The following is a 12,451-nucleotide window of genomic DNA, read 5'->3' as shown; positions in this document are numbered from 1 at the left end:
AGTCAGGTTCCACCTATGGACAGATCATGACCCGTTTCTTCCGCTTTACTCCGGCTGCTCTCATGGTTGGTGGCAGTCTTCTTTTTGCCTGTGCGACGCCCGTCTGGGCCCAATCCGCCCGCGAGGCTGAGGCGCAGGCGGCGGCTGAAGAAGCTGCCCAGAAAGCGGAAGCCGCCAAGGCCATGAAGCGCGCCGCCCCTCCGGCCTCCATCCCGGGTGCCGAAGGCAATGATGACGAAGAGGGTGACCGTACCAACGCGGATATGGAACCCACTGCCGCTTTGTTTGACGCCATCAACCGCGGCAGCCTGCTTTCAGCCAAGGAATCCGTAAACCGTGGTGCGGATCTGAACCATCGCAACATGCTGGGTCAGACGCCGCTGGATATGGCGATTGACCTGAACCGCAACCCCATCATCTTCCTGCTGCTCTCCATGCGCGGCAATGATGACCGCCCCCGCACCGATGTCGCCACGGAAACCCGTGGCATGGACACCAAAGACGGCGCAGGCCATCTGACCATCGGTGGCACGGCTGGCCGACATAATGCCGAAGCCGCCACCAGCAGCCGTTATGACAGAACCGGCGGCTCTGCCCGCCCCGATATTGGCTTCCTCGGGTTTGGCGGAAGCTGAACCGAACAGTTCAAGCCACGAAAAAAGCCGCCCATAAGAGGCGGCTTTTTTTATAACATCGTCCAGACGCAAACGGGGCGAAGCCTGACCGGCCCCTGCCCCGTTTCCGGTTCAGACAGAAATTACGTTGCTGGCCCCACGGCCAGACTGCACCAGACTTTCCTGCCGCAGTACATCCAGCGGCAACCAGACGCCGTCACGCTCAAAGTGCCAGAAGGTCCAGCCATTGCAGGACGGCGCATTGGTCAGCATCGCGCCCATTTTGTGAATGGAGCCGCGCTTATCGCCACTCACCAGCGTACCGTCCGGAGAAACCGTGGCCTGCACGCGCTGTTTTTTATCGGCCAGAACCACACCGGCAGACAGAAGCCCCTGCTCTACCAGACTCCCAAACGGCACACGCGGAGCTTCACGCTTGTCCTGCGTCGTCATCACGGCATCATCGGACAGCGGTTCTTCCCGCGCCACACGGCCCAGAGCGGCTTCCACATAATCCGGGTGACGCTCAATCCCGATAAACCGACGACGCAGACGCTTCGCCATAGCCGGCGTGGTGCCCGTGCCGGTAAAGGGGTCCAGCACAACATCATCAACAGAGGTAGAGGCCAGCAGAACGCGATGCAGCAGGCTTTCCGGCTTCTGCGTCGGGTGCAGTTTCAGGCCATGCTCGTTGCGCAGGCGCTCATTGCCCGTGCACAGCGGCAGATACCAGTCGGAGCGCATCTGCACATCATCATTCAGGGCCTTCATGGCCTGATAGTTGAAGCGATAGCGGCTGTCTTCGCTACGGGCGGCCCAGATCATCGTCTCGTGCGCATTGGTAAAGCGACGGCCACGGAAGTTGGGCATCGGGTTGGACTTGCGCCATACGATGTCATTCAGAATCCAGAACCCCAGATCCTGCAGGATCGCGCCAATGCGGAAGATGTTGTGGTAGGAGCCAATCACCCAGATGGTGCCGTCCTTGTGCAGAACGCGGCGCGCTTCCGTCAGCCATGCACGGGTAAAACGGTCATACTCAGCCAGATCAGAAAACTTGTCCCAGTCATCATCCACGCCGTCCACGAGGGAATCATCCGGGCGACGCAGTTCACCGCGCAGCTGGAGGTTATACGGCGGGTCAGCAAACACGCAGTCGACTGAACCAGACGGCAGGCTGCGCATGGTTTCCACGCATTCGCCACGCAGAATCTGATCAAGAGGAAGTTCCATAGTGACTGATTTTGCGCCGCTCATGCCCGGCCCTCCATAGCAAGATGTTCAATTTGCCGGCGCACAGTGCCGAATGTTTTACGATGATGCGGGGTAACCCCCACGCTGCTCAGAGCCTCACGGTGGACCACGGTGCCGTATCCGGCATTGCGCTCCCACCCATAAGCAGGCCAGCGCACGTCCAGACGGGCCATGATGCGGTCCCGCACCACTTTGGCCATGATGGATGCTGCGGCGATGGAAAGACTGAGCCTGTCACCACCCACAATGGCTTCTGCACTGCACCCGAAAGACGGCAGCTTGTTTCCATCCACCAGCACATGGTCCGGCACATGCGGCAGACGCGCGACGGCGCGCTGCATGGCCAGATGGGCAGCGTGATGGATATTCAGCGTATCAATTTCGGTTGCAGAGGCAGCGCCCAGGCCAATTTCAATGCCGGGCACATCAGGCAGGCGGGCCGCAATGGCCTCACGCACAGCAGGCTTCAGTTTTTTGGAATCATCAATAACGGCTGCGAGGTCGTCCGGCACACCAGCGCCAAACACCACAGCGGCAGCCACCACGGGACCAGCCAGCGGGCCACGCCCGACTTCATCAACACCGGCGACGCGTCCGCCGTGTTGCTGCTCCCGTGTAAAATCCGGCATGGCCCCTCTTTCTACTCATTTGGCAGGACTCGGTTAAAATAACCGAGTCGCACCAATTGCGACTCCGTAGAAAGAGGAGAATCACTTTTCACCGGAACGCGCAAGAGTCCCGGTGAAAATGTTTTATCAGGAGCGCTTGGAACGCGGGAACACCAGCCAGCCGAGCAGGACCCCCACGAAGGACACAATACCCAGTGAAAGCAAGGGCTTATCCCGCACAAAGGTCACGGCTTTTTCCACCACACCCTCGCCTTCTTCATACAGATCAGCAAATTCCTGCTGCGCCATGCCGGAGAACTGATCAACCTTACCTTCGGCCTGCAGACCCAGATCACCCGTCAGACCACCGGCTGCGTCTTTCACGCGGCCTTTGACTTCATCAGCTGCGCCTTCGAGTTTCGTGCCGATGTTTTTGAGCTTATCGTCAGCCATAAACTTTCTCCTTTTTTAGACCGTTCCGTATTCATAATGCCGGTCGCCATAAAATAGCGTTTGAGCACGGTCTTCTGTTGCATCAGACCGCAAAAACACGTCTCTGGCTAGCATGCCGTCTATCACCCGCCCCCATCTGATCGCCCTTATCGTCGCCTCCATGTTCTTCATGGAGCAACTGGACGGCACCATTCTGGCCACGGCGCTCCCTTCCATTGCCCATAGTCTGAACGTGGATACGGTCTCCACATCCGTAGCGCTGACCTCCTACATCATAGGTCTGGCCATATTTATCCCCGCTTCCGGCGCGCTGGCGGACAGGCTGGGCAGTCGCACGGTGCTGACCGGGGCCATCATCATGTTCGTGACGTGCTCGGTGCTGTGTGCGTCAGCTACCAGTCTGATTTTTCTGGCTTGTATGCGTACTTTGCAGGGCATCGGGGGCGCGCTGATGGTGCCGGTGGGCCGTCTGGTGGTGCTGCGCGGCACGGCGCGGGAGGATCTGGTCCGCACCATGACGTGGATGATGCTCCCGGCAACGCTCGGTCCGCTGATGGGGCCTGTGGTCGGCGGGTTCATCACCACCTACCTGTCATGGCGCTGGAATTTCTATCTCAATATTCCGGTTGGCCTTGTGGGGTTACTGCTGACCCGCCGTTTCATTCCGAATGTCCGCACCCCCAACCCGCCGCCGTTTGACCTGCGCGGCATGATTCTGGCGGGCGGCGGGCTCGCCATTCTCTCCATCGCAGCGGAACTCTTCAGCCACGGTGAAGGTGGCGGGATGCTTGTTCTGGGTATGCTGGTGGGGGGCAGCAGCCTGATGGGGCTTTACGGCCTGCATGCCGGCCGCACAGATGCCCCGTTGCTGGATTTCAGTCTGTTCCGGGTTCCTACTTTCGCCATTTCCGTGGTGGGAGGTGCCGCCTCCCGCGTCGCGGTCGGTTCGCTCCCGTTCCTGTTCCCCACGTTTCTGCAAATTGGCGCGGGGCTCAACGCCGCTCAGAGCGGAGCTATTACCTTTATTGCACCACTCGGCGCCATTGCCATGCGCCCCTTTGTGCCTGCCACACTGGCTCGCTGGGGCTTTAGACGGGTACTGATGGCCAACGGGTTTTCCGCCGCCATTCTGTTCGCCCTGATTGCCGGGTTCCAGAAGGGCCAGCCGCTGTGGACGCTCTCTCTCATCCTGTTTGTGGCTGGCATGGCGCAGGCCACGCAGTTTTCAGCTTATAATACGATTGCCTATGCGGATATTTCCAAGCAGCGCATGAGTGCGGCCACCAGCCTTTATTCCACCCTGCAACAGCTCATGCTCTCGGTGGGCATCTGCACGGCTGCGGGCACCCTCACGCTCACGCACATTCTGCGCCAGCACGCGACCCCAACCCTGCATGATTTCTCAACCGCCTTTCTGGTGACCGGGACCATCTCCATGCTGGCCGTGCCCGCTGCGGCCTGCCTCTCGCCTCAGGCAGGTGCCTGCATGAGCGGCAACAAGTCCTGAGCCTGCCCTTCAATCTTAAACCTTATTTTAAACGTGCTTTGATAGTGTTCTCTTTCCGTAATAAATCTTGGATGGCATTTTCAGTCCGTGTAAACTCGAATCCAGTTTTTGTTACAACAGAAGCCCTCTTCCCACGGTCAGTTTCTTGTCAGGATTGAAATTGAACGGTTGGGAAAAGCTGCTACTGTGCCCTTTGGTTTCCCGCAGGGCTGCATTGCAGCCCCTGCTGTCCACTCTAGCTGTCAGGTGAAACGAGCCGCGCGCCCTATGGATGATCATACCACGGACACACGATCCGATTCACCCACGCCTCCTCCCCGCACATCAAGCCGGAAAAAGCGTCTCCTCTGGGGCGGCGTCGCCGTTGTTGGCGTCTGCGTACTGGCGTTTGCCTTCCTGCGCCCGCATCACACGGCCACCACAGGCAAGCATTCCAGCCGCCATGCTGCAGCCGATAGCAGCACCGCCCAGCCCGTTGCCGTGCAGGTCGTCAAGACCGGCACCATGCCGGTGGTGCTGACGGAACTTGGGACGGTTGTACCCGTCACCAACGTGACGGTGCAGACCCGCGTGGAAGGCTACCTGATGCAGGTGCTCTTTACGGAAGGGCAGCACGTGCATGCCGGCGATCTGCTGGCCGTGATCGACCCGCGCCCGTATCAGGTGCAGCTTGCCCAGTATGAAGGCCAGCTTGAGCGGGACAAAGCCCAGCTTGCGCAGGCCCGCGTGGATAATGCCCGCTATCAGCGCCTGATCAAGCAGGACAGTATCGACGCCAAAACCGCGCGTGATCAGGAATTTCTGGTCCAGCAGTATGAAGGCACCGTCAAATCGGACCAGGCTCTGGTGGACAACCAGAAACTCCAGCTCGTTTACTGTCACATCACCGCCCCCGTCGATGGCCGCATTGGTATCCGTGCGGTGGATAAGGGCAACTATGTTAGCGCCGGTCAGTCCGGCGGTCTGGCAATCCTGACGCAGATGCAGCCTATCTCCGTCATCTTCACGCTGCCGCAGGACCAGCTCCCGCAGGTTGCGGAACAGCTCCGCGCCAAAGGCTCCCTGAAGGTTGAAGCATGGGACAGCTCAAACAGCACCAAGATTGCTGATGGCACAGTCAGCACGTTGGATAGCCAGATTGATACGGCCACCGGCACGGTCCGTCTGCGCGCCATCTATCCCAATACCGATGAACACCTGTTCCCCAACCAGTTCGTCAACGCACGCCTGCTGGTGAAAGATCTGGAAAACGTCATTCTGGTGCCCTCCACGTCTCTGCAGACCGGCCCCTCCGGCCAGTTTGTGTATGTGGTCAAGGCGGACAGCACGGTGGAAGTCCGTCAGGTAAGCATCGGGATTTCCGACGGCACGAACACAGTGGTGAAAACCGGCCTGCAGGCCGGGGACCGCGTGGTGACAGACGGGGTGGACCACCTGCGCGCTGGCAGCAAGGTCACTATTCCTGACCCCAAAACGGCAGCCGACACCTCTCCCACCACCACACCTGCCGGTACGCCTGCCCAGTGAACCCCTCCAGCCTCTTTATCCGCAGGCCCGTCGCCACGACGCTCCTGATGCTCGCCATTCTGATGAGCGGGCTTCTGGGCTATCACTTCCTGCCGGTTTCGGCTCTGCCGCAGGTGGATTACCCCACCATTACGGTTGAGACGTTCTATCCAGGTGCCGGGCCGGATGTGATGGCGACCTCTGTCACCGCTCCGCTGGAAACCCAGTTTGGCGAGATGCCGGGGCTGGACCAAATGACCTCGCGCTCCTCCGGGGGCGCATCCGTCATTACCCTGCGCTTTAACCTCACCATGTCCATGGATGTGGCCGAGCAGGAAGTGCAGGCGGCCATCAATCAGGCCAACTCCCTCCTGCCGACTGACCTTCCCGCACCGCCGGTCTACGCCAAGGTGAACCCGGCAGACACGCCCGTGCTGACGCTGGGCATTACGTCCTCCACCATCCCTCTGCCGGAAGTGGAAGACTATGTTGATACCCGTCTGGCCCAGAAAATCAGCCAGATTTCCGGCGTCGGGCTGGTCACGCTCTCTGGCGGTAATCGCAAGGCCATTCGCGTCCGCGTCAACATCCCCAAGCTGACGTCTTACGGGATTGATCTGGATACACTGCGCACCACCATCGGCAACGTGAACGTCAACTCCCCGACCGGCACGTTTGATGGCGCAACCCGGGCGGCGACGCTGCGGGTTGATGGCCAGATTACCAATGTCGATATGCTGCTCAATCAGGTCATTGCCTACCAGAACAGCGGGCCTGTCCGTATCCGGGATGTGGCGACCGTCGTCATCGGTGCGGAAAACACGCAGCTTGCCGCGTGGTCCAACCTGACGCCGGCACTGATCATGAATGTCCAGCGCCAGCCGGGTGCGAACGTCATTTCCGTGGTGGACAATATTCAGTCCGCCCTGCCCGTCCTGCGCAAGGCGCTCCCGCCGGGCATTGATATTGTGCCGCTGACAGACCGCACCACCACCATTCGCGCCTCTGTCTCGGACGTGGAGTTCGAGCTGTTTCTGGCGCTGGTGCTGGTTGTTGGCGTGATCTTCGTTTTCCTGCGCAACATTCCGGCCACCATCATCCCCAGCCTGTCCGTGCCGCTTTCCATTATCGGCACGCTGGCGATTATGTATCTGCTCGGCTTCTCGCTCGATAACCTTTCACTCATGGCTCTCACCATCGCCACCGGCTTTGTGGTCGATGATGCCATCGTGATGATCGAGAACATCTCGCGGTACGTGGAAGCGGGTGAAGACCGGATGACCGCCGCCATCAAGGGTGCGGGGGAAATCGGCTTTACCATTATCTCACTGACCATCTCGCTGATTGCGGTGCTCATTCCGCTGCTGTTCATGGGTGATGTGGTAGGCCGCCTATTCCATGAATTTGCGCTCACGCTGTCCATCACCATTGTGCTGTCCGCCGTGGTCTCGCTGACGCTGGTGCCCATGATGTGCGCCCGTATCCTCAGCGAACGCCCGCATGATGAAGCCCACGCCACCACCGCTTTCCAGCGTTGGTCCGCCCGCATGGAAGTGGCCACGGAAAAGCTGATTGCCGGGTATGACCGCGCTCTGGATGTGGTTCTGGCCCACCGGGTGCTGACCCTGTGCGTGGCTGTCGGCACACTGGTGCTAACCGGCGTTCTGGCGTTCATCATCCCCAAGGGGTTCTTCCCCGCGCAGGATACCGGCGTCATTCAGGGGATTTCCGTCGCGTCTCAGGCCATCTCGTTTGAGAGCATGAAGGAACACCAGCAGGCGCTGGCGCGTGTGCTGCTGAAAGACCCGGATGTGGTCTCCCTCTCCTCCTTTGTGGGGGTAGACGGGCAGAACGCCACGCTCAATCAGGGCCGCTTCCTCATCAACCTGCGCCCGCATGATGACCGCTCAGACAGCGCCTCCACCATTGCGCGCCGTCTGGAACAGGAAACGTCTCAGGTTGCCGGGATCAAGCTGTATATGCAGCCTATTCAGGATCTCTCGCTGGATACGACTGTCACCGCCACGCAGTATCAGTTCCTGCTAGAAAACCCGGATTCCGCAACCTTCAATACGTGGATCCCCAAACTGCTGGACCGCCTGCGGCAGGAGCCGGCTCTGGCCGATGTGACCTCCGACCTTCAGGCCGAAGGGCTGGTGGCGCATGTCACGCTGGATCGCACCACCGGGGCGCGCTACTCCATCACGCCGCAGACCATTGATAACGTGCTGTATGACTCCTTTGGCCAGCGGCAGATTTCCACCATCTATACGCAGTCCAACCAGTATCGCGTGATTCTGGAAGCCGACCCGGCCTTCCAGACTAATCTCGCCTCCCTCAACCAGATTTATCTGCCGGGCATTGGCGGGAACTCGGGGGAAAGCGCCTCTGGACCCACCCGTTCCCCAACCTCCGGGCTGGTGCCGCTGGCCGCTGTCACCACCGTGACAAAAGGCAAGGCCCCGCTGCTGATTACGCATTTCGGGCAGTTCCCGGCCACGACCGTCTCCTTCAACCTCGCGCCCGGCTATGCGCTGGGGGATGCCACGGCGGCCATCCGCAAGGTGGAAGAAGAGATCAAACTGCCCTCGTCCTTCCAGACGTCCTTTCAGGGCACGGCAGCCGCGTTTGAAGGCTCCCTGAGCAACGAGCTGTTCCTCGTCGCGGCAGCGCTGATCGCGGTCTATATCGTGCTGGGTATTCTCTACGAGAGCTTCATTCACCCCATCACCATTCTCTCCACCCTGCCCTCCGCCGCCATTGGCGCGCTGCTGACGCTGATTGTGGCCGGGGTTGATCTGGATGTGATGGGCATTATCGGCATCGTGCTGCTGATTGGCATCGTGAAGAAAAACGCCATCATGATGATCGACTTCGCGCTGGATGCTGAACGCGAGCATGGCATGGACTCTCTCCAGTCCATCCGTCAGGCCGCTACCCTGCGTTTCCGTCCCATTCTGATGACGACGCTGGCCGCCATGCTCGGCGCTGTGCCGATGGTCATCTCCAATGGCACGGGGTCTGAACTGCGTTACCCGCTGGGGCTGACCATTATCGGCGGTCTGGCGCTCTCCCAGCTGCTCACGCTGTTCACTACCCCGGTGATCTATCTGACGCTGGATACGTGGGCGCATCGCTGGAACACGTGGCGTCACCGCAATGACCTGCCTCCCACCCAGTCCCCTCAAACCGGACAGGTTAACTCGTGAACTTCAGCCGGATCTTCATTGACCGGCCTGTTGCCACCATTCTGCTGACCGTAGCGCTTCTGCTTGCCGGAGCGCTGGGGTACAGAAGCCTCCCGGTTGCGGACCTGCCGAACGTCGATTTCCCGGTCATTCAGGTGCAGGCCCGTCAGGCTGGCGGCTCACCGGAAGAAATCGCCAGTGCCGTCGCCGCCCCGCTGGAGCGGCATCTGGGCCAGATTGCGGACCTCACGGAAATGACGTCCCAGTCCTCCCAGAACACCACACGCATCACCCTGCAATTCGCGCTCTCGCGCGATATCAACGGTGCTGCGCGCGATGTGGAAGCCGCCCTTCAGGCCTCGCATGCGGATCTGCCCTCTTCCCTGCGGCAGAACCCGTCTTACTCCAAGGCCAACCCCAACGGCGCGCCTATCCTGATTCTGGCGCTCACGTCAGACACACACACCCAGCCGCAGCTCTATGATTACGCCACCAACGTTCTGGAACAGCAGCTTTCTCAGATTGAGGGTGTGGGGGAAGTGGAAATCAGCGGGAGTGCGCTGCCGGCTGTGCGTGTGGAAATCAACCCGCACCCGCTCTACAAATACGGCATCAGTTTTGAAGACGTCCGCGCCGCACTGGCCTCCGCCAATGCCAACACGCCCAAAGGCATTGTAGACCAGAACGGCCTGCGCTTTACGCTGGATACGAACGATCAGGCCCGCAGCGCGCAGGATTACCGGGACCTGATTATTGCCTGGCGTAACAATCGCCCCGTGCGGTTGTCAGACGTGGCCTATGTGCAGGACAGCGTGGAAGACCTCCGCAACGCTGGCTATTATAACGGCTCCCGGTCCGTCATTGCCGTTGTCTTCCCGCAGGCCGGGGCGAACACCATCAAGACGGTCGATCAGATCAACGCCAAAATGCCGCTCCTGCAAGCGGCCTTGCCCGGCGGTGTGGACCTGCATGTGGGGCTGGACCGGTCCCTGACCATCCGTGCCTCGCTGGCGGATACGCAATATACCCTCATCGTCTCGGTCATTCTGGTCGTGCTGGTAGTGCTGGCGTTCCTGCACTCCGGCCGCATGACGCTCATCCCGGCCGTTGTCGTGCCAACCTCCATTGTGGCGACCTTCGGCGTGATGGCCACCCTCGGCTATTCACTGGACAACATGTCCCTCATGGCTCTGACCGTTTCCACCGGCTTTGTGGTGGATGATGCCATTGTGGTGATGGAAAATATCGCCCGCTACATCGAGCAGGGCTATTCCGCGCGGGATGCCGCCATTCGCGGCACGGGAGAAGTCGCCTTTACGGTGCTGTCCATCTCCATTTCGCTCATTGCGGTCTTCCTGCCCATCCTGCTGCTGGGCGGTCTGGCCGGACGGCTATTCCATGAATTTGCGATGACGGTCTCCATCACCATTCTGGTGTCCATGGTGCTGTCCCTCACCCTCACGCCCATGATGGCCGCGCAACTGCTCACCCCGCGCAAGCCGGGCAGCACACCAGCTTTCCTGCGTCGCATTGCCGCGGCCATTACCACCGTGCTTAACGCCTTGCAGTCAGGTTATGCGCGCTCGCTGGACGTGGCGCTGACGCACCGTAAACTGGTGCTGCTCAGCCTGCCGCTCACGCTTGCACTGATTGTGGCGCTGTTTGTCCGCATGCCCAAAGGCTTCTTCCCCACGGAAGATACCGGTATGCTGATGGGCCACCTCCAGGGTGACCAGTCCATTTCCTTCACAGCACTGTCCCAAAAGCTGGTGGATGTTCAGAAGACCATTCTGAAGGACAAGGACGTGCAGAGCGTCTCCAGCTTTATCGGCGGCCGCGGCTCCAATCAGGCCAACCTGTTCCTGCAACTCAAGGACAAGGCTGACCGCTCAGACACCCCGACAGATCTGATTGCCCGCGTCACGCGCAAGCTCAGCCATCTGGTGGGCGCGCAGTTCTTCCTCATGCAGCCCGGTGCCGTGCGAGCCGGGGCGCGGCAGAGCAATGCGTCCTACCAGTATACGCTGCAAGGGGAGTCCGCCTCCGAACTCTATACATGGACCAGCAAGCTGCTGGCTGCCCTGCAACATCATTCGGAATTTACGGATCTCTCCTCCGACGTTCAGCAGGGCGGCTCCGCCATTGATGTGCAGATTGACCGCAACACCTCTGCGCGTGTGGAAATTACCCCCCAGCTTCTGGCCAATACGCTGTATGACGCCTTCGGCCAGCGTTCAGCGTCCGTCATTTATAACGCGCTCAATCAGTACCATGTAGTGATGGAAGCGGACCCTCAGCACTGGTCCAGTCCCAATTCACTCAATCAGGTCTGGGTCAGTGTCTCCGGCGGGTCTGCCGGGGGCGGCACAAAGTCCAATACCGTGCGCGTCCGGCGGGATTCCTCCGGGATGGATTCCGCAGGCAACAGCAGCTCCTCCAGCCTGAGCAGCCAGTCTTTCAAGAACCAGATTGCCAACGCTCTGGCGGGTGGCGCGAGTGCGTCCAATGGGTCGGCCGTCAGCACCTCATCGGAAACCATGGTGCCGCTTACGCTGGTGTCCAAACTGGTGCCCGCCAAAACAGCACTGTCCATCAATCATCAGGGCCAGTCCGTCGCTACCACTATCTCGTTCAATCTGGCCAAGGGGGTCTCTCTGGGCACGGCGACGCAGGTTTTGCAGGCCGCTCAGGTCTCTCTGCATATGCCGCCCACCGTCCACGGCACCTTTGCGGGCAATGCCGCGCAGTTCCAGCAAACGGTGAATGACGAGCCCATCCTGATTCTGGCAGCACTCGCCGCCGTCTATATTACGCTGGGCGTGCTGTATGAGAGCTATGTGCATCCGCTGACCATCCTTTCCACCCTGCCCTCCGCAGGGGTTGGCGCTCTGCTGGCACTCCAGCTCGCCGGCGAGGAATTTTCGCTGATCGCCATGATTGGCGTGATCCTGCTGATCGGCATCGTCAAGAAAAACGCCATCATGCTGGTGGATTTCGCCATTGAGGCCGAACGCGAGCAGAACCTCTCCTCGCTGGACTCCATCCGCACGGCCTGCCTGCTGCGTTTTCGCCCTATTATGATGACGTCTGTCGCTGCCGCTCTGGGAGCTGCGCCCCTGATTATCGCCAACGGCTACGGCGCTGAGTTGCGCCGCCCGCTGGGAATTGCGATTGTGGGCGGCCTTATCGTCAGTCAGGCGCTCACGCTTTATACAACGCCCGTTATCTACCTCATGCTGGACGGGTTGCGCCTGCGCTTTGCCCGACGGCACACACGCTCTCTCCGCCTCTCTCACAACATGCAAGATACCTGATACGCCC

Annotated in this window: 8 protein-coding genes; 5 read left to right on the top strand and 3 right to left on the bottom strand. The window is 60.2% G+C overall.

The features are described from left to right. Nucleotides 1-26 precede the first annotated feature (26 nt). A complete protein-coding gene (locus HK23_RS02815) occupies nucleotides 27-635 on the top strand; it encodes an ankyrin repeat domain-containing protein (protein ID WP_063908099.1) in 609 nt (202 codons plus the stop codon). A 111-nt stretch (nucleotides 636-746) separates the two neighbouring features. Here the strand turns inward: HK23_RS02815 and HK23_RS02810 are convergent, their stop codons facing one another. The 3 genes from HK23_RS02810 to HK23_RS02800 form a co-directional block, all read right to left on the bottom strand. After that, the gene (locus tag HK23_RS02810; RefSeq protein WP_062141814.1) at nucleotides 747-1,871 is read right to left on the bottom strand and encodes a site-specific DNA-methyltransferase; all 1,125 of its coding nucleotides are present in this window, start codon (nucleotides 1,869-1,871) and stop codon (nucleotides 747-749) included. After that, on the bottom strand, nucleotides 1,868-2,497 hold the full coding sequence (locus tag HK23_RS02805) for a ribonuclease HII (RefSeq protein WP_086652771.1): 630 nt from the start codon (nucleotides 2,495-2,497) through the stop codon (nucleotides 1,868-1,870). The genes HK23_RS02810 and HK23_RS02805 overlap by 4 nt, the downstream gene beginning before the upstream one ends. Before the next feature lie 126 nt (nucleotides 2,498-2,623). Beyond that, nucleotides 2,624-2,929 carry a CsbD family protein gene (locus HK23_RS02800; protein WP_086652770.1) on the bottom strand — a complete coding sequence of 102 codons (306 nt, stop codon included), beginning with the start codon at nucleotides 2,927-2,929 and terminating at the stop codon, nucleotides 2,624-2,626. A 112-nt stretch (nucleotides 2,930-3,041) separates the two neighbouring features. Here HK23_RS02800 and HK23_RS02795 point away from each other — a divergent pair, with 112 nt between their 5' ends. From HK23_RS02795 to HK23_RS02780, 4 genes are all read left to right on the top strand, one after another. Then, the gene (locus tag HK23_RS02795) at nucleotides 3,042-4,436 is read left to right on the top strand and encodes an MFS transporter (RefSeq protein WP_086652769.1); all 1,395 of its coding nucleotides are present in this window, start codon (nucleotides 3,042-3,044) and stop codon (nucleotides 4,434-4,436) included. A 267-nt stretch (nucleotides 4,437-4,703) separates the two neighbouring features. Further along, nucleotides 4,704-5,963 carry an MdtA/MuxA family multidrug efflux RND transporter periplasmic adaptor subunit gene (locus tag HK23_RS02790; protein WP_063908378.1) on the top strand — a complete coding sequence of 420 codons (1,260 nt, stop codon included), beginning with the start codon at nucleotides 4,704-4,706 and terminating at the stop codon, nucleotides 5,961-5,963. Next, nucleotides 5,960-9,151, top strand: a complete 3,192-nt coding sequence (locus HK23_RS02785) for an efflux RND transporter permease subunit (RefSeq protein WP_063908095.1) — start codon at nucleotides 5,960-5,962, stop codon at nucleotides 9,149-9,151. The genes HK23_RS02790 and HK23_RS02785 overlap by 4 nt, the downstream gene beginning before the upstream one ends. Beyond that, complete coding sequence (locus tag HK23_RS02780; RefSeq protein WP_086652768.1) at nucleotides 9,148-12,444, top strand: efflux RND transporter permease subunit; 3,297 nt, start codon at nucleotides 9,148-9,150, stop codon at nucleotides 12,442-12,444. The genes HK23_RS02785 and HK23_RS02780 overlap by 4 nt, the downstream gene beginning before the upstream one ends. The last annotated feature ends 7 nt before the right edge of the window (nucleotides 12,445-12,451 follow it).

This window comes from Acetobacter malorum, assembly GCF_002153605.1.
In the GTDB taxonomy this organism is placed as follows: Bacteria; Pseudomonadota; Alphaproteobacteria; order Acetobacterales; family Acetobacteraceae; genus Acetobacter; species Acetobacter malorum_A.
This window is presented reverse-complemented; position numbering and strand designations above follow the sequence as displayed.